Raw genomic sequence first — 17,327 nt, forward strand, 5'->3', positions numbered from 1 at the left:
TTATTTTTTTTGGACGTAACCACGTTTCGCTTGTGTGAGGGAGGTTGGGCGGGATAGGGGTGTAACAGCCAAGGTTTATGTTGATTTTTTTTTTCCTATCGCGAGCAAGCTCGCTCCCACAGGTAAAAGCAAATTCAGGTACTCCAGATTCTTGGTGGCACGGCTTCTCTTCCAAGCAACGCCGGGCGCAGGAGCCGCCACAACTCAATCAACCCCCCCCGCGCCAGCAGCGCCTCGCTCGCCAGGCAACGGGCCACGAGCAAACCGGGCAATTGGCTCAGGTCGCCGCGCACGGCATGGCCGAGGGACCGGCAGCGGTCAAGCAGTTCGCTGTCGATCTCGCCGGTCACCAGCAACGTGGCGAACACCGGATCACCGCCCAGGCCGAGGGGCGAGTCCAGCAGCCCATCGCCACCGGCGATGCGCTGGCGCTCATGCCACAGCAACTGGCCGTCGCGACGGATGTCCAGTCGCGATTGAAAGTGCCCAAGGTTGAACCGCTCGCCGCTGGCCGGACGGCCGAGGGCAACCATGTCCCAGTAGAACAACCGGGCATCGCCTTGCAGGTCGATGCCCGTGCTGAGCTCGGCCTGGGCCGCGCTGAAGACGATGGTTTCCTGGGGCAGCCATTCCAGGGTCGCGCCGGGGGCCACGCTCAGGGTCAGTTGCTGGTACGCCGGGCCGGCGGCGCGGTACCACTTGGCCGCGCCAGGGCTGGTCAGCTGCGCCCAGGCGCCCGGGCCGACGTGGGCCGAGATGTCCAGTCGATCACCGCCGGCAATCCCGCCGGGCGGGTGGACGATGATGTGCTGGCACACCTCGGGGCCTTCGGCGTACAAGTGCTTTTGCACCCGCAGCGGGCCTTTGTGGCGGCGCTGTACCGGGCGCGTGCAATCGCCGAAGCGGGCATAGCCCAAGTCCAGCTCGGCATGCCAGCTGGGGGTGAACAGGGCGGATGGCGATACAGGTAGATTCATGATTTTCTGATTGTCGTCGGGACGCTAAGCCTAGATCGTTACCAGCCCGCGTACACCCTCGGCTTCCATATTTTCTCCGCGGCCCTGCTGCACGATCTCGCCCCGGGACATCACCAGGTACTGATCGGCCAGCTCGGCGGCGAAATCGTAGAACTGCTCCACCAGCAAAATCGCCATGTCGCCCCGGGCCGCCAGTTTTTTGATCACCGCGCCGATCTCCTTGATCACCGACGGCTGGATGCCTTCGGTGGGCTCGTCGAGGATCAGCAGGCGCGGCCGACTGGCCAGGGCCCGGCCGATGGCGAGCTGCTGTTGCTGGCCGCCGGACAGGTCACCGCCCCGGCGTTGTTTCATCTGCAGCAGCACTGGGAACAATTCATAGATAAAGGCCGGTACTTCCTTGGCTTCGGAACCCGGGAAGCGCGACAGGCCCATCAGCAGGTTTTCTTCCACCGTCAGCCGCCCGAAAATCTCCCGGCCTTGGGGCACGTAGGCAATGCCGGCGTGCACCCGTTGGTGCGGCTTGAACGTGGTGATGGCCTTGCCTTCCCAATTCACCGCGCCTTCCTTGGCCGGCAGCAGGCCCATCAGGCACTTGAGCAGGGTGGTCTTGCCCACGCCGTTGCGCCCCAGCAGGCACGTCACCTCGCCAACCTTCACGTCGAACGACAGGCCGCGCAGGATGTGGCTACCGCCGTAGTATTGATGCAGCTTGTCGACTTGCAGCATGTCTTGAATCCCCTTGTGTCCCTTGTGGGAGCGAGCCTGCTCGCGAATGCGGTGTGTCAGTCACAGTTATCCCGACTGATACCCCGCATTCGCGAGCAGGCTCGCTCCCACAGGGAACAACAGTGTTTGTCGATCTAGCGACCGAGATACACCTCGATCACCCGCTCATTGTCCTGCACCTGTTCCAGCGACCCTTCGGCCAGCACGCTGCCCTGGTGCAGCACGGTGACGTGGTCGGCGATTGCGCCGACGAAGCCCATGTCGTGCTCTACCACCATCAGTGAATGCTTGCCCGCCAGGGACTTGAACAGCTCGGCGGTGAACTCGGTTTCCGCGTCGGTCATGCCTGCCACCGGTTCGTCGAGCAGCAGCAATTGCGGGTCCTGCACCAACAGCATGCCGATCTCCAGGAACTGCTTCTGGCCGTGGGACAACAGCCCGGCGGCGCGGTTGACCGAGGTGGTGAGACGGATGGTCTCGAGCACTTCGTTGATGCGGTCGTGCTGCTCGCCGGTCAGTCTTGCCCGCAAGCTGGCCCACACCGATTTGTCGGTCTTGAGCGCCAGCTCCAGGTTCTCGAACACGCTCAGGGCTTCGAACACCGTCGGTTTCTGGAACTTGCGACCGATGCCGGCCTGGGCGATCTGTACTTCGCTCATGGTCGTCAGGTCGAGGGTCTCGCCGAACCAGGCCTTGCCGTGGCTGGGGCGGGTCTTGCCGGTGATGACATCCATCAACGTGGTCTTGCCCGCGCCGTTGGGGCCGATGATGCAGCGCAATTCGCCGACGCCGATGTACAGGTTCAAATCGTTCAAGGCCTTGAAACCATCGAAGCTGACGCTGATGTCTTCCAGGGTCAGGATGGTGCCGTGGCGGGTGTTCAGGCCCACGCCGGCCGCCTGGCCGAGGCCGATGGCGTCGCGGCTGCTGCCCTGGTCTTTGTTGGGCTCCAGAATGGGTTCGAGCATGAAATCCGCCGTTGGAGTGATGCGCATCATTCGCCCCTTTTCTTCAGCAAGCCGATCACGCCTTTAGGCAGATACAGCGTAACAACGATGAACAGGGCCCCGAGGAAAAACAGCCAGTACTCAGGAAACGCCACGGTGAACCAGCTCTTCATCCCATTGACGACGCCGGCGCCCAGCAACGGCCCGATCAACGTGCCGCGCCCGCCGAGGGCGACCCACACGGCGGCTTCGATGGAGTTGGTCGGCGACATTTCGCTGGGGATGATGATGCCCACCTGCGGCACGTACAACGCCCCGGCCAAACCGCACAACACCGCGCTCAACACCCAGACGAACAGCTTGAACCCCCGTGGATCGTAGCCGCAGAACATCAGGCGGTTTTCCGCGTCGCGCAGGGCGGTCAGCACCCGGCCGAACTTGCTGCGGGCCAGGCGCCAGCCGATGAACAGGCTCGTCACCAGCAGCAACCCCGTGGCGAAAAACAGCACCGCCCGGGTGCCTGGCTCGGTGATGCCAAAACCCAGGATCGAACGGAAGTTGGTGAAGCCGTTGTTGCCGCCAAACCCGGTTTCGTTGCGGAAGAACAACAGCATTCCGGCGAAGGTCAGGGCCTGGGTCATGATCGAGAAATACACGCCCTTGATCCGCGAGCGGAAGGCGAAGAAACCAAACACCAAGGCCAGCAAACCCGGCGCCAGCACCACCAGGCACATCGCCCAGAGGAAACTGTCGGTGCCGGCCCAGTACCAGGGCAACTCGGACCACGACAGGAAGGTCATGAACGCCGGCAAGCCATCCCCGGCGGCCTGGCGCATCAGGTACATGCCCATGGCATAGCCGCCCAGGGCGAAGAACAAACCGTGGCCCAGGGAGAGCAAGCCGGCGTAGCCCCAGACCAGGTCCAGCGCCAGGGCGACGATGGCATAGCAGAGAATCTTGCCCACCAGGGTCAGGGTGTAGGCCGAGACGTGCAGCGGATGGTCCGCCGCCAGCAGCGATAGCAGCGGCAAGCTCAGCAGCACGGCGAGGATCAGCGCGCCGACGGCGAGGGTGACTTTGGGGCCGGCCTTTTGCGTGGCCGTGAGCATCAGGGGCTGGTTCATCAGTCGATTACCCGTCCTTTGAGCGCGAAGAGGCCTTGCGGACGCTTCTGGATGAACAGAATGATCAGCGCGAGGATCAGGATCTTGCCGAGCACGGCGCCGATCTGCGGTTCGAGGATCTTGTTGGCGATGCCCAGGCCGAACGCGGCGAACACGCTACCGGCCAACTGGCCGACACCGCCGAGCACCACCACCAGGAACGAGTCGATGATGTAGCTCTGGCCCAGGTCCGGGCCGACGTTGCCGATCTGGCTCAGGGCCACGCCACCCAGCCCGGCGATGCCCGAGCCGAGGCCGAAGGCGAGCATGTCCACCCGCCCGGTGGGCACGCCGCAGCAGGCGGCCATGTTGCGGTTCTGGGTCACCGCGCGGACATTCAGGCCCAGGCGCGTCTTGTTCAGCAGCAGCCAGGTCAGCACCACCACGAACAGCGCGAAGGCGATGATCACAATGCGGTTGTACGGCAGCACCAGGTTCGGCAACACCTGGATCCCGCCCGACAGCCAGGCCGGATTGGCGACTTCGACGTTCTGCGCACCGAACACCAGGCGCACCAGTTGGATCAGCATCAGGCTGATGCCCCAGGTGGCGAGCAGGGTTTCCAGCGGCCGTCCGTAGAGGTGGCGGATCACCGTGCGCTCCAGGGCCATGCCGATGGCGGCGGTGATAAAGAATGCCACCGGCAGGGCGATCAGCGGATAGAACTCGATGGCGTTCGGGGCGAAGCGCTGGAACAGCATCTGCACCACATAAGTGGAGTAGGCGCCGAGCATGAGCATCTCGCCGTGGGCCATGTTGATCACCCCCAGCAGGCCGAAGGTGATCGCCAGGCCGAGGGCGGCGAGCAGCAAAATCGAGCCCAGGGACATGCCGCTGAACGCCTGGCCCAGCAGCTCGCCGATCAAGAGTTTGCGCTTGACCTGGCCGAGGCTGGTTTCGGCGGCGGTGCGCACGGCGGCATCGGTTTCGACGCCGGGTTCGAGCAAGCCCTCCAAGCGGGTGCGGGCCAACGGGTCGCCGGTTTCCCCCAGCAGGCGGACGGCGGCCAGGCGCACGTTGGGGTTGGCGTCCACCAATTGCAGGTTCGCCAGGGCCAGGCTCAGGGCGGCGTGTACGTCTTCGTCCTGCTCGCCGGCCAGTTGCCGGTCGAGAAACGCCAGTTGCGCCGGGCGTGCGCTTTTTTGCAGTTGCTGCGCGGCGGCCAGGCGTACGCGGGCATCCACAGCGAGTAATTGATGACTGGCGAGCGCGGTTTCGATCAGCCCGCGCAAGCGGTTGTTCAGGCGCAGGGTCTTGGGTTGGCCGTCGACGGTCAACTGGCCTTGTTGCAGGGCGTTGATCAGTTCGACGCGCTCAGGCTCCGGCTGCGCGGCCCAGGTTTCCAGAAGCTTGGCCTGCTGGGTCGGGTTGGCGGCGACGAAGTCTTCGGCGTCGCCGGCGTATGAGGCCATCGGCAGTAACAGTGCGATGGCGAGAATGAGGCGGTAAAGGGCGGTGGGCATATTGTTGGCCTTGCGCGAACTTCTTTCTCTGTGGGAGCGCGCCTGCTCGCGAATGCGGTGTATCAGCGACATGGGTGTTGGCTGACCCATCGTATTCGCGAGCAGGCTCGCTCCCACAAGGGAGTTGCGTCAGCCCGGGGATCCGGGCCGACCCCCATGGGCTCAGTTGCTCTTCACCGCGTAGTCAGGCTTCTTGTCGTTGCCGGCGATGAAGGGGCTCCACGGTTGCGCGCGGATCGGCCCTTCGGTCTGCCAGACCACGTTGAACTGACCGTCGGCCTGGATCTCGCCGATCATCACCGGCTTGTGCAGGTGGTGGTTGGTCTTGTCCATGGTCAGGGTGTAGCCCGACGGTGCGGCGAAGGTCTGGCCGGCCAGGGCTTCGCGGACCTTGTCGACATCGGTGGACTTGGCTTTTTCCACCGCTTGCGCCCACATGTGGATGCCGACGTAGGTGGCTTCCATCGGGTCGTTGGTCACCGCTTTGTCGGCGCCCGGCAGGTTCTTGGCCTTGGCATAGGCTTTCCAGGAATCGACGAATTTCTTGTTCGCCGGGTTATCCACGGACTCGAAGTAATTCCATGCCGCCAGGTTGCCCACCAGTGGCTTGGTGTCGATGCCACGCAGTTCCTCTTCGCCCACCGAGAACGCTACGACCGGCACGTCGGTGGCCTTCAGGCCCTGGTTCGCCAGTTCTTTGTAGAACGGCACGTTGGAGTCGCCGTTCACGGTGGAGATGACCGCGGTCTTGCCACCGGCCGAGAATTTCTTGATGTTGGCCACGATGGTCTGGTAGTCGCTGTGGCCGAACGGGGTGTAGACCTCTTCGATGTCCTTGTCTGCCACGCCTTTGGAATGCAGGAACGAACGCAGGATCTTGTTGGTGGTGCGCGGGTAGACGTAGTCGGTGCCCAGCAGGAAATAACGCTTGGCGCTGCCGCCTTCTTCGCTCATCAGGTATTCCACCGCCGGAATCGCCTGCTGGTTCGGCGCCGCGCCGGTGTAGAACACGTTGGGCGACATCTCTTCGCCTTCGTATTGCACCGGGTAGAACAGCAGGCCATTGAGTTCTTCGAATACCGGCAACACGGATTTACGCGACACCGACGTCCAGCAGCCGAACACCACGGCGACCTTGTCCTGGGTCAGCAACTGCCGGCCCTTTTCGGCGAACAGCGGCCAGTTCGACGCCGGGTCCACGACCACCGCTTCGAGCTTCTTGCCGTTCACACCACCCTTGGCGTTGATCTCGTCGATGGTCATCAACGCCATGTCCTTGAGGGACGTCTCGGAGATCGCCATGGTGCCGGACAGCGAATGCAAGATGCCGACTTTGATGGTCTCGGCGGCCTGGACGGTCCAGGCCATGCCCATCGCGGCAATACTTGCCGAGAGTGTAAAAGCCTTGATCAAGCTACGACGCTTCATTGTGCGATCTCCATGGACTTATGAGTTTTTTTGGGCGGCAGATGCAAACGCTGAAGGCGCTTTTGCAAGGGGTGTGCCCGGTCGGGCAAACGCTTTGAAATGTGGGGTTGGCGGCGGGAGGGAAAACGACAATGCACCATCAGTGACCGTATCGCGGCCGCTGGTGCAATACGGCGCTCCGCATTGGGGCGTGGATGTGGGCCAATTCAAGGTGAGATTTTCGACCGCCCGACTATGCTGACACTTCTGCCATTCTGAACAGGGGAAATCCGTTTGAATGATTCTGGCGCTGCGAGCAGTTTTCTTCTCGACGAGACGGCGGTTTTTGATGTGTTGCCTGGCATTGAACCGGCCGAGCATCCGAAATGGATGCATGTGACGCATTTGAGAGAAAGCAGGTATTCGCTGATTCTCACCGCTGGAGAGCACCTTCGAAGCAGCGAGTTGCAGGTATTTGCTGATTCAACCTTGCACGTTCGTTTTTCGGCGGCTCTACCCAGCATCAGTTCGGATGGGCTCACCTGCTCAGTTGTTTTTTTCGATGATCAAGCTCAAGCCGAATTTCAACTTGGAACGTTTCATGTTGGCGGAGGCTATACCGCTTCGGAATGGAGGACGGTGGATTTGGATCTGGCTTGGTTGGTGGGCAAGCGTGGCCGTCTCCTGGTGGCATGTGGGCCTGGGGCGAAGAACGATCCAACGGCAGATTGGCTGGCGATAGCTGACCTGTGCATAGCCAGAGAGTGGGAAATGAAAGCGCTTCTGGCGAAAACCCATCAACCCATGCGCATGATAAACGAGATCGCACACTTCAGCAGCGTCTACCGGAATGAGTTCTATGCAAACGTCCAGGAGCGACAAAGTGATGCTGCGATGGGCGTTGCGCGCACGGTTCGCCAACTCAATGGACCGGCTCATACGAAAGGGCCTGGTGCGCCGGCTGACATGGTCATTTTGGAGCCGTTTGAAGGAGAGGCCGCCTACTCTTATGCGACGCGCCTGCTGAGGGCGAACGTCCCGCAAATGCCGCCTGATTTTCAAGCGAGGCTACGCCGGAAAGTCACGGACCACGGGACGATAAAGGTCTTGTCACTCTGCAGTGGCGCCGCGCGGATAGAGGCCGGTGTGTCAGCGGCTGTTCCCGAAGGCGTGGAATGGTCGTTGCTGGATATCAATGAAGATCTGCTTCAAATCGCCGCAAAGCAGTTTCCGCCAGGGATCCAGCTCGATTTGATCGTGGCGGATGCGAATAACCTGGTGCCGACCGGTGAACAGTGGGATGTCATTATCTGTGTATCGGCATTGCATCATTTGGTAGAACTGGAAAAAGTCATGGGCTTTATCTCCCGTAGTTTGAAAAATGATGGGGAGTTCTGGAGTGTGGGAGAGGCGGTGGGACGTAATGGCAATCGCTTGTGGCCCGACGCAATAATTGCCGCTGACGCCGCATTCTCTACCTTGCCGGCGCGCTACCGACTCAATGCCGACACTCAGGTTGTCGATGCTGTCCTTCCGGATAAGGACCATTCGATTGGGTGTTTCGAGGGGATTCGAAGCGAGGAAATTACCGGGCTCCTTGAGCGTTGGCTGAAGCCGGTAGACGTTTACCGCACCAACTGCTTCCTCTGGCGGATGGTGAATCTTGCCTACAGCGGGAATTTCAATCTTGAACAAGCTGAAGACCGGGGGTTAGTGATTGAACTGGTGCGAGCGGAGCTCGAGCATTTTCGCAATGGAGGCCTTGGGACCGAGCTATTCGGCGTCTACAAAAAGAAGCATCTTTTCAGCGACGGCGCATCAGACCGATAAAGAACAGTCCGCCGATAGCGGCTGTAGCGACCCCAATCGGCAAGTCCTCGGGGGCGATCAACGTGCGGGCCGCCACGTCCACCCACACCAGGAACAGGCTGCCGAGCAGCACGCAAGCCGGCAGCAGCCGCCGATGTTCGGCGCCCACCAGGCGCCGGGCAATGTGCGGCACCATCAGCCCGACAAAACCAATCGAGCCGCTGATGGACACCAGTACGCCGGTCATCAGCGACGCGATCAGGAAAATCCACAACCGCACCTTCGCCGCGTTCAAACCCAGGGTCACGGCGGTCTGTTCGCCAGCCATCAGCGCGTTCAACGGCCGGGCCATGCCCAGCAGCAGCACCAGCCCCAACCCCACACTGGCGGCCGGCACGGCCAGCAGTTCCCAACGGGCCAGGCCCAGGCCGCCGAGCATCCAGAACATCACCGCCGAACTGGCACGATGATCGCCGAGGAACAACAGCAGGTTAGCCGCCGCCATCATCACGAAGGACACTGCCACACCACACAGCAACAGCCGATCACTCTCCAGCCGGCCTTGGCGGGCAGCGATGGCCAACACCAGCAACATGCTCAGCAATGCGCCGATGAACGCGGCCAGCGGCAGGGTCAGCAGGCCAATGATTTCACCGACATGCAACACCACGATCACCGCCCCCAAGGTCGCACCGGAGGTGACACCCAACAGGTGCGGATCGGCCAGCGGGTTGCGCGTCACCGCTTGCAGCACCGCGCCGATCAGCGCCAGCCCGGCGCCGACCAGGGCACCGAGCAGCAGGCGCGGGACGCGGATCAGCCAGACGATATGTTCCTGGCCGGGCGTCCAATAGACCTCGCCCACACCGAAGGCCTTGTGCAGCAGCAGATCCCAGACCACGGCCACCGGCACCCGCGCCGGCCCACAGCCCAGGGACACCACGCACGACACCAGCAGCAGCGCGCCGAGGACCATCAGCAGGGCGCTGTAACGACGATTATTCATTGGTCGTGGAAACCCCGTGCCAGGGTTTGCACCGCCAGCACGTTATCGATGCCTGGCGTGGCCTGCACGTAAGGGATCACAATGAAGCGCCGGTGCTTGATGGCATCCACCGATTGCAGGGCCGGGTTATCCAGCAGGAATTGTTGCTACTGCTCGGCGCTGACTTCGCCGTAGTCGACGATCACGATCACCTGCGGGTTGCGCGCGACCACGTTCTCCCAGTTCACCCGGGTCCAACTGGTTTCCACGTCCTCGAGGATGTTGCGTCCGCCGGCTGCGTCGATCAGGGCCTGGGGCATGCCGAGGCGACCGGAGGTCATCGCCCGGTCTTCGCCGCTGTCATACAGGAACACGCGCGGTTGTTGGGACGGCAGGTGCTTGCGCGTTTCGGCCACCTGGGCCTGCATCGTCGCGATCAGCGCATTGGCGCGATCCTGCACATCGAAGATTTTCCCGAGGTTGCGCAGGTCGTTGTAGGTGTCCTCCAGGGAGGCCGCCGGGCGTTTCATCACGAAGGCGCAGGATTCGGTCAGTTCGTAGACGTTGATGCCCAGCGGTTGCAAGGTCTGCGGCGTCAGGTCGCCGCCCACGCGCATGCCGTAGTCCCAGCCCGCGAAGAAAAAATCGACGTTGGCATCGAGCAGGGTTTCCACCGAGGGATATTTGGCGGCCAGTTCCGGCAGGCCATCAAGGATCCTAGCCATCTCGGGCGTCACCGATTTCCAACCGCTGATACCGCTGTAGCCAACCATGCGCGGCTTGAGCCCCAGGGCGAGCATCATCTGCGTCATGTTGATGTCATGGCTGACCGCGTGGCGAGGTGCCTCGTTGAACACCACCTGGCGGTTGCAGCTCTGGATTGTCAACGGGTAGCGAGTAGCTTCGGCCAGGGCATGGACGCTGCCCAGCAGGAGGGGCAGCAACAGCAGGAAACGCAAGGTCATGGTTGGGTTATCCAGGTGATTCGTGGGTAGCCGGACAGCGGGTGCTCATCCACCAGGGCTTCGACGCCGAACACCTCGCGCAACAGCTCTGCCGTGAGGACGTCCTTGGGCGTGCCGCTGGCGACGATGCGCCCGTGTTCGATCACGTACAGGCGATCACAAAAGGCGGCGGCCAGGTTCAAATCGTGGAGGCTGGCGAGGGTGCCGATGCCCAGGCCCTTGATCAATTGCAGCAGTTGCAATTGATAGCGCGGGTCGAGGTGGTTGGTCGGTTCGTCGAGGATCAGCAACTGCGGCTGCTGGGCCAAGGCACGGGCGAGGATCACCCGCTGTTTTTCCCCTCCCGACAGCGTGGCGAAAGCATGATCGCCAAAACCTTCGAGCCCTGCCGATGCCAATGCCTGGAGCACCAGCCGGCGGTCTTCGTGATTGTCGCTGTCGAACAGGCCCTTGTGGGGCGTGCGACCCATGGCGACGACTTCCTCCACCGTCAGGCCGAAGGCGTCGGGAAACTCTTGCAGCACCACCGCGATGCGTTGGGCACACCAGCGTGAGGACTGCTTCCAGAGGTTGTGATGTTCGAGTTTGACCTCGCCATGTTCTGGTCGGCTGAAGCGATAGGCGCAGCGCAACAGGCTGGTCTTGCCGCTGCCGTTGGGCCCGATCAACCCGACAAACTCCCCGGCCGCCACCTGCAGGGTGGCATCACGCAGCTGGAACTGGTGATGGCAGTGGCCATGGCCCAGGGGTGTCCAGGCGAGGTGGGAGAGGGTTAGGGAGGTCATGCGGTTACTCAAGTTATCGGGTCGTCACACACAACCCCCTGTGGGAGCGGGCTTGCTCGCGAATGCGGTGTGTCAGTCAACATCTATGTGTTTGATACACCGCATTCGCGAGCAAGCCCGCTCCCACAGTTTGAACTGTGTTCGTGGTTTGGAAAGCGGGCACGATTGTAGAGGTTTCGCGCCACCTTCCGTTAACGCACTGTCTTCAGCGTGAAGATGAAGCGATCTCAGGCTGGCGATTCAACCGCGTGACGAGGCGATCCAGCGCCCACACCACCACCAGCGAAGCCCCCACCAACGGGAACACCAGCGCCAGGGCCAGCATGATGAACACCCCGGTTTTCCAGGTCGGCAGGTCGTGTCGCAGCGGCGGCACGCCGAATTTGCCCTGGGGCCGGCGCTTCCACCAGATCACCAGGCCACTCACCGCGCTGAGCAGGATCATCAGGCAAACCTGCAGCACGAGGATCTGGTTCACCGGGCCGAACATCTTGCCTTCGTGCAGCATTACGCCGGTCTCGGTGGCGCGGGCCACGATGCCGTAATGCTCCCAGCGCACATCGGCCAGGACCTTGCCGGTGTATTGGTCCACGTGCAGGGTCGCGTCGTTGCGCGGGTCATCGGCGAACACGGCGATGGTGAACACGCCCGAGGCGGTCGTTGGGAATGTGATGCTGTAGCCGGGTTCGACCTGGCGCTCGGTGGCGATATCCTGCACCGCTTGCAGGCTGACGGTCGGGGCGGCGGGGCCTTCGTGCATGCCACCGTGGGCCATGTGCTCGGCATGGTCGCCAGACATTGGCATCGGCGTGTTTTCCATGGCCCACGGCACGGTCTGGCGATGGGCGTTGTTGAGGCTGCCGGCCTCGACGTCGGACTTTGGCACGTCATTCCACATCGCCGCCGGGAAGCGGTTCCAGAGGTCGGCGTATTGCTTGCCCCAGAAGCCGGTCCAGGTCATGCCGCTGAGAAGCATCACCAGCAGGAACGCCGCGCCCCAGAAACCGACGACAACGTGCAGGTCACGCCAGAACACCCGACCGCGCGCGCTCCAGCGCGGCCACAGCACACCCGCCGATGATTGCCCGCGCGGCCACCACAGGTAGAGGCCGGAGACCACCAGCACCACGCCCCAGCCGGCGGCCATTTCCACCAATCGGTCACCCACCGTGCCGATCAATAACTCGCCGTGTATCGCACGGGCCATGGCTTGCAGATTGTCTTTCGCATCCTGCTCGCCGAGGACATCGCCGTGGTACGGGTCGATGAACACATTCAACTCCCGGCCCTTGTCGATCACCACGAACTGCGCGCTGCGCTCGGCGTTGACCGGTGGCAGGTACTGCTTGACCTGGCCTTCGGGGTAGGCCTGGCGGACCTGCTTGAGCAGGTCGTCCGCCGCCAGGGTGTGATGCCCGGCCGGCACGTTCAGCAGGCTGCCGTACATCAGGGGATCGAGTTGCGGCTTGAACAGGTAAATGATCCCGGTCAGGGCCAGCATCACCATGAACGGCGCCACGAACAGCCCGGCATAGAAATGCCAGCGCCAGGCCAAGTTGTAGAAATTCGGTTTCGGTTGGCTCATTGCAAAGCGCTCCGCAGGGCAAATGGGTTGTTATGTTTTTAGCGGTTGCCAGGCAACCGATAAGCAGGGAGCCTTAAACACAGACCCCGTGGCGAGGGAGCTTGCTCCCGCTGGACTGCGCAGCAGTCCCTGGCTTTTTGCGGTTGCTACGCAACCGAGCGGGAGCAAGCTCCCTCGCCACAAGGTCAGGTGTCAGGCTCTGCCTGTGTTGTCAGAAACTCATATCCACCTTCGTCCAAAGCGTGCGCCCCGGTTCGTTGACGGCCTGGGGGTCGCTCGCCGGGTAGCCGAACCCGGCGTTGCCGGCCAGGTTCAAGTGCTCGGCGTAGGCTTTGCCGAACAGGTTGTCGACGCCACTGCTGACCTTCCAGTGCTGGTTGATGCGGTAGGCGCCGTTGAGGGAGAAGACCCCGAACCCCGAGCTTTTGCCATAGTCCTTGCCCACCCCGTTGCCCTTGTTTTCATCGACCCGGTGCTGCGCGGCCACCACCCGCCACAAGGCTCCGGCGCTCCAGCGGTCTTCGCTGTAGGTCAGGCCCAGGCGTGCGTCCAGCGGCGGCATCTGCGCCAGGGCGCTGCCGTCGCTGCTGTTCTTGCCCCAGGCATAGGCCAGGGTGGCGTCGGCTTTCCAGCGCTCGGTGAGCTTGTAGGCCGCGCCCAGTTCGCCGCCCATGATCCGTGCGTCGATGTTCTCGGCCTGGGAAGTGGTGCCCATCATCCCCGGCGTGTAGTCGAACAGGATGTAGTCGCGGACTTGCCCGACATAACCCGATGCCCAGGCCTCGAGGGTGTCGGTCTTGTACTGCAGGCCGAAGTCGAGCTGAGTAGTTTTCTCCGGCTTGATCGCGTCGAAAGCATTCAGCGAACCGCTCGGGCCGGCGTTTGGCGAGAACAGCTCCCAGTAATCCGGGAACCGTTGCGCGTGACCGATGCCGGCGTAGAGGGTGGCGGGGCTGTCGTCCAGGTCGTGCTCGTAGCGGACGAAACCGCTGGGCAGCGTGTCGGCGCGGGTGTCATCGGCAGTAGGATTGGGACGGGCCGACATACCGGAACCGATGCTCTGGCGGTAATCCTTGGCCGAGACGGGGTCTAGCCGGGCGCCGGTGAGCACTCGGTCGCGGTCGGCGGCGTACCAGGTCAATTCACCGAACACCCCATACTTGTGGAAGTCGGCGTCCTTGGTGTACGGCAGGTCCTTGTAGGTGTCCACGCCCATGCTGCTGCGTTGGCGATGCTCGTTGGTCTGGGCGTCCAGGCCGCTGATCAATTGCACATCGGCCCAGCGCCAGGTGGCCTTGATGCGGGCGCCGAGGGTGCGACGGTCGACATTGGAGGCCATGGGCCCGGCCATCATCCCGGTGCCGGACGGCGTGCGCAGGGTGTAGTTGTCCATCACGTGGTCGGCGTAGTTGTAGTAGACCTGGGCTTCGACTTTATCCAACACGTCACCGATGTTCGAACGCTCGAAACGCAGCCCGAGGCTTTCGCGCTTGAACTGCGATCCGTCCATGCCGCGCCCGGCGTAGCGCGCTTCACCGTCCCCCTTGCCGGCCGTCAGCTCCAGCAGGGTATCGGCGTCCGGCGTCCAGCCGAGGGCGACGTCGCCATTCCATTTGTCATAGCGCGACGGCACGGTGTCGTTATTGCCGTCGCGGTAATCGTCCGAATGGGCGGTGTTGCCGATCACCCGCACATAGCCCAGCGGCCCACCGGCGGCGGCATCCACCACCTTGTCGAAACGGCCGTTGGAGCCGGCCAGCACGCTGGCATTGACGCGGGTGCCCAGCTCGCCGAACTGCTCCGGCTCGCGCTCGAACAGCACGGTCCCGGCCGATGCGCCGGGGCCCCAGAGCACGGTTTGCGGGCCTTTGATGACGGTGAGCTTGTCGTAGGTTTCCGGCGAGATGTAGGACGTCGGCGCGTCCATCCGGCCCGGGCAAGCACCCAGCAGCATGCTGCCGTTGGTGAGGATGTTCAGCCGCGAACCGAACATGCCTCGCAGCACCGGGTCGCCATTGGTGCCGCCGTTGCGCACCAGGGCGAAGCCGGGAATGGTCTTGAGGTAATCGCCGCCATCGCTGGCCGGCACCGGTTGACGCGGGTCCTTGGGGTTGGTGACGACGGTCAGGGGCGAGCTGGGGGCGATGGCGGTGATGACCGTCGGGCTCAGTTCTTCGACCGGATGGTCGTGATGCTCGTGCTCATCGGCCAGCGCGAGTGGAGCGAGCAGCAGGCCGCACAGGGCGGCGATGGTGTGGCGCGAACGAACCCGTGGCTCGTTCAGGGGGCAGCGAACCTGGGCAGAGCCCAACGCGGTGCCAGCAGAAAACCTGGACATGATGATTCCATCGAACAGACGTAGACGACACGGTCGGGCAGCCTCGGGCTGTCTTGTATGACCGGTTGAGGTAAGTGTCGGGAGCTACGCTGCGAAGGGTGGTGCGCGGGTGCGGGCACCCGGGAAGAACGCCGACCGGGCATGGCCCAGGCGTGGGGAAGAACGGGGGTAGGTGTTGGTGTGGGGTGTGTCGAAGGCCGCGAAGGTGTGGCCGCCGGGCAGCGCGGGGCAATTGAACAGCAGGCTGCAATAACCGCACTTTTCCCACAACGCGTGGTGCTCGCTCTGGGGCGGGCAATGTTCGGCTGCCGGCGCTTCATGCGCCGTCATGTCCATGCCCATCTCCATGTCCATACTCATGGACACAGGCATGGACGAAGGCATGCGCTGATCCATCGGCATCGACTGGGAAACCAGCGGACCGATAAAGATCATCAGCATGGCGAACAAGCTGATCCAGCTGCCGCGGGTCAGGCTCATGGGCTGACGGCGGTGCGTGGACAGGCTGGCGCGACGAGGTTGCATGGGCGGCTACGTCTTACTGGCCGTGCTTATGCGTCTTGGTGCCGTCGGGTGCTTTTTTCTGCACCGCGACATCCACCGTGACATCCCCGGCTTTTTCGAAATGCAGGGTCATGGGGAAGCGTTTGCCGTCGCTGAGCAGGCTGCGGTCTTTCAGGTCCAGCAGCATTACGTGATACGCCATCGGCGCGAAGGTGACGGTCGCACCGGGGGCGATATTCACGACGGGCACTGGTTGCATTTTCATCAGGTCGTTTTGCATCACATGCTCATGAAGCTCGGCCTTGTCGGCGATGGGCGAGTCGACGCTGAGCAGTTTGTCCGCGGTCGTGCCGCTGTTGTGGATGACGAAATACGCAGCCACGGTCGGCGCGTTGGGGGGCAACTCCTGGGACCACGGATGAGCGATCTCAAGCTCGCCCGCCTTGTATTGGTGAGCTTGGGCGAAGCCGACAGGAAGCAGCAGGGCGGCCAGCAGGATAAGTTTGTTCAACATGGCAAATCTCCGGAACGATTCAGGACGCAGGTGTGTGCGGAGGAATCAGGCCAGAGGCGAGGCGCGAGGGTTCAGGCGGGGCCATTGCTGGCGCGGGGTAGGGCTGTCGAGTTTCGAATGGATGGCGGCACGATGGGCCAGTTGAGCATCCAGATACAACTGCGGCGCATGCCCGGCAAGCGCCACCAATGGCGCCGGACCTGAGCAGCACCAGCAATGTTGCATGGTCGAATGATTGTCCTGTTGCGGCGCGCCCTGTTCGAACGTGCCCAGGGAAATCGCCACCATCTTCGTGCCGCTGGAGGAACAGAAACTGCCCCACAGCACTTGCTCGGCTGGCGAATTGGCGGTCGCACCCCCGCTGTTGGATAGCGGCATGGCAAGCATGTTGAACAGCACTGCGAAGCAGGCGATCCAGGCAAATGCAAGCCGTTGTCGGGACATGGGGCAATCCGCTCGGTTGGGCGATCAGGTGGCGGTATTTAGCCTGATCGGGGGGCAGAAGTAAAAAGGCCATGTGCGGTGTAGGGTCGCAGGGCTGGGGTTAACAGTAGCAACAGATCTTCGAGTGAGTGCTTTTGTGGCGAGGGAGCTTGCTCCCGCTGGGGCGCGAAGCGGCCCTAAAACCGGACATTGCAGTGTTTCAGGAACATAGCGTTCATTTCCTTGGGGCCGCTGCGCAGCCCAGCGGGAGCAAGCTCCCTCGCCACGGCATTATTGATCATTTGAGATCCAGTCGTTCCCGATCTGCGCCGGTATAAACCTGTGCTATATCGTTTGCCCGGGCGATATCGTTGAGGGCCGCTCGAATCAAGACGCCGTCACCCTTTTCTTCTTCCAGGCAAGCATCAAGATAAGCCAACTTTTCCTCTGCCGTTTGGAGATAGCTGGCAGCATCGAAACGTGTGAAGGCTTCATCCCGCAGAATTTGGGCGAACGCTGGATCGCTTTTGGCGCGTTCCGCAATCATATGTTTGTAGTTTCGTGTAAGAGCCATTTATTCACCTGTGGGACCAGAGAACATGCGTGGTTTTTGTGGCGAGGGAGCTTGCTCCCGCTGGGGCGCGGAGCGGCCCTAAAACCGGACATTGCGGTGTGTCGGGAATATTGCGTCCGCTTTTTTGGGGCTGCTGCGCAGCCCAGCGGGAGCAAGCTC

General features: G+C 62.5%; 15 protein-coding genes and 1 pseudogene. 1 reads left to right on the forward strand and 15 read right to left on the reverse strand.

The genetic code is table 11. From position 1 onward, the window contains the following. Positions 1–134: 134 nt before the first annotated feature. The 6 genes from HGO40_RS17875 to urtA form a co-directional block, all read right to left on the reverse strand. Positions 135–977 (reverse strand): urease accessory protein UreD, encoded by an 843-nt coding sequence (locus HGO40_RS17875; protein ID WP_250964080.1) that lies wholly within the window; start codon positions 975–977, stop codon positions 135–137. Positions 978–1,007: 30 nt separating this feature from the next. Beyond that, complete coding sequence (gene urtE, locus HGO40_RS17880; RefSeq protein ID WP_063323142.1) at positions 1,008–1,706, reverse strand: urea ABC transporter ATP-binding subunit UrtE; 699 nt, start codon at positions 1,704–1,706, stop codon at positions 1,008–1,010. A 134-nt stretch (positions 1,707–1,840) separates the two neighbouring features. Further along, on the reverse strand, positions 1,841–2,701 hold the full coding sequence (gene urtD / locus HGO40_RS17885) for an urea ABC transporter ATP-binding protein UrtD (protein ID WP_250964081.1): 861 nt from the start codon (positions 2,699–2,701) through the stop codon (positions 1,841–1,843). Beyond that, positions 2,701–3,777 (reverse strand): urea ABC transporter permease subunit UrtC, encoded by a 1,077-nt coding sequence (gene urtC / locus HGO40_RS17890; RefSeq protein WP_250964082.1) that lies wholly within the window; start codon positions 3,775–3,777, stop codon positions 2,701–2,703. The genes urtD and urtC overlap by 1 nt, the downstream gene beginning before the upstream one ends. Then, positions 3,777–5,279: an urea ABC transporter permease subunit UrtB gene (gene urtB / locus HGO40_RS17895; RefSeq protein WP_250964083.1), complete on the reverse strand. Its 1,503-nt coding sequence runs from the start codon at positions 5,277–5,279 to the stop codon at positions 3,777–3,779. Before urtB ends, urtC begins: the two co-directional genes overlap by 1 nt. Before the next feature lie 162 nt (positions 5,280–5,441). Further along, positions 5,442–6,707: an urea ABC transporter substrate-binding protein gene (gene urtA / locus HGO40_RS17900; protein ID WP_025211599.1), complete on the reverse strand. Its 1,266-nt coding sequence runs from the start codon at positions 6,705–6,707 to the stop codon at positions 5,442–5,444. Between the two features lie 273 nt (positions 6,708–6,980). Between urtA and HGO40_RS17905 the strand changes: the two genes are divergently transcribed. After that, positions 6,981–8,516, forward strand: a complete 1,536-nt coding sequence (locus HGO40_RS17905) for a class I SAM-dependent methyltransferase (protein WP_250964084.1) — start codon at positions 6,981–6,983, stop codon at positions 8,514–8,516. On the opposite strand, the gene HGO40_RS17910 is transcribed toward HGO40_RS17905, so the two are convergent. From HGO40_RS17910 to HGO40_RS17950, 9 genes and pseudogenes are all read right to left on the reverse strand, one after another. Beyond that, the gene (locus HGO40_RS17910) at positions 8,491–9,501 is read right to left on the reverse strand and encodes a FecCD family ABC transporter permease (protein ID WP_250964085.1); all 1,011 of its coding nucleotides are present in this window, start codon (positions 9,499–9,501) and stop codon (positions 8,491–8,493) included. The genes HGO40_RS17905 and HGO40_RS17910 overlap by 26 nt on opposite strands. Beyond that, a pseudogene (locus HGO40_RS17915) lies at positions 9,498–10,445 on the reverse strand (ABC transporter substrate-binding protein). The gene HGO40_RS17910 and the pseudogene HGO40_RS17915 overlap by 4 nt, the downstream one beginning before the upstream one ends. Next, a complete protein-coding gene (locus HGO40_RS17920; protein WP_250964086.1) occupies positions 10,442–11,230 on the reverse strand; it encodes an ABC transporter ATP-binding protein in 789 nt (262 codons plus the stop codon). Before HGO40_RS17920 ends, HGO40_RS17915 begins: the two are co-directional and overlap by 4 nt. Positions 11,231–11,435: 205 nt before the next feature. Beyond that, entirely contained in the window at positions 11,436–12,815 is a 1,380-nt protein-coding gene (locus HGO40_RS17925) for a PepSY-associated TM helix domain-containing protein (protein WP_250964087.1), read from the reverse strand. A 211-nt stretch (positions 12,816–13,026) separates the two neighbouring features. Then, on the reverse strand, positions 13,027–15,153 hold the full coding sequence (locus HGO40_RS17930; protein ID WP_250964088.1) for a TonB-dependent copper receptor: 2,127 nt from the start codon (positions 15,151–15,153) through the stop codon (positions 13,027–13,029). 84 nt (positions 15,154–15,237) lie between these two features. Further along, complete coding sequence (locus tag HGO40_RS17935) at positions 15,238–15,633, reverse strand: DUF2946 domain-containing protein (RefSeq protein ID WP_250964121.1); 396 nt, start codon at positions 15,631–15,633, stop codon at positions 15,238–15,240. Positions 15,634–15,691: 58 nt separating this feature from the next. Next, positions 15,692–16,171: a copper chaperone PCu(A)C gene (locus HGO40_RS17940; protein ID WP_250964089.1), complete on the reverse strand. Its 480-nt coding sequence runs from the start codon at positions 16,169–16,171 to the stop codon at positions 15,692–15,694. Between the two features lie 45 nt (positions 16,172–16,216). Continuing rightward, a complete protein-coding gene (locus HGO40_RS17945) occupies positions 16,217–16,615 on the reverse strand; it encodes a DUF2946 domain-containing protein (RefSeq protein WP_250964090.1) in 399 nt (132 codons plus the stop codon). A 277-nt stretch (positions 16,616–16,892) separates the two neighbouring features. Continuing rightward, positions 16,893–17,168, reverse strand: coding sequence for a helix-turn-helix domain-containing transcriptional regulator (locus tag HGO40_RS17950; RefSeq protein ID WP_250964091.1), 276 nt, complete (start codon positions 17,166–17,168; stop codon positions 16,893–16,895). Between the last annotated feature and the right edge of the window lie 159 nt (positions 17,169–17,327).

The sequence above is a fragment of the Pseudomonas sp. CG7 genome, assembly GCF_023701885.1.
GTDB classification, from domain to species: Bacteria; Pseudomonadota; Gammaproteobacteria; order Pseudomonadales; family Pseudomonadaceae; genus Aquipseudomonas; species Aquipseudomonas zanjanensis.

Bases quoted from the DNA above. Each gene is read 5' to 3' on its own strand.
- urtC (WP_250964082.1), bottom strand. From the start codon at position 3,777: ATGAACCAGCCCCTGATGCTCACGGCCACGCAAAAGGCCGGCCCCAAA.
- HGO40_RS17940 (WP_250964089.1), bottom strand. From the start codon at position 16,171: ATGTTGAACAAACTTATCCTGCTGGCCGCCCTGCTGCTTCCTGTCGGC.
- HGO40_RS17920 (WP_250964086.1), bottom strand. From the start codon at position 11,230: ATGACCTCCCTAACCCTCTCCCACCTCGCCTGGACACCCCTGGGCCAT.
- urtE (WP_063323142.1), bottom strand. From the start codon at position 1,706: ATGCTGCAAGTCGACAAGCTGCATCAATACTACGGCGGTAGCCACATC.
- HGO40_RS17950 (WP_250964091.1), bottom strand. From the start codon at position 17,168: ATGGCTCTTACACGAAACTACAAACATATGATTGCGGAACGCGCCAAA.
- HGO40_RS17935 (WP_250964121.1), bottom strand. From the start codon at position 15,633: ATGAGCCTGACCCGCGGCAGCTGGATCAGCTTGTTCGCCATGCTGATG.
- HGO40_RS17875 (WP_250964080.1), bottom strand. From the start codon at position 977: ATGAATCTACCTGTATCGCCATCCGCCCTGTTCACCCCCAGCTGGCAT.
- urtA (WP_025211599.1), bottom strand. From the start codon at position 6,707: ATGAAGCGTCGTAGCTTGATCAAGGCTTTTACACTCTCGGCAAGTATT.
- HGO40_RS17930 (WP_250964088.1), bottom strand. From the start codon at position 15,153: ATGTCCAGGTTTTCTGCTGGCACCGCGTTGGGCTCTGCCCAGGTTCGC.
- HGO40_RS17925 (WP_250964087.1), bottom strand. From the start codon at position 12,815: ATGAGCCAACCGAAACCGAATTTCTACAACTTGGCCTGGCGCTGGCAT.
- HGO40_RS17945 (WP_250964090.1), bottom strand. From the start codon at position 16,615: ATGTCCCGACAACGGCTTGCATTTGCCTGGATCGCCTGCTTCGCAGTG.
- urtD (WP_250964081.1), bottom strand. From the start codon at position 2,701: ATGCGCATCACTCCAACGGCGGATTTCATGCTCGAACCCATTCTGGAG.
- HGO40_RS17910 (WP_250964085.1), bottom strand. From the start codon at position 9,501: ATGAATAATCGTCGTTACAGCGCCCTGCTGATGGTCCTCGGCGCGCTG.
- urtB (WP_250964083.1), bottom strand. From the start codon at position 5,279: ATGCCCACCGCCCTTTACCGCCTCATTCTCGCCATCGCACTGTTACTG.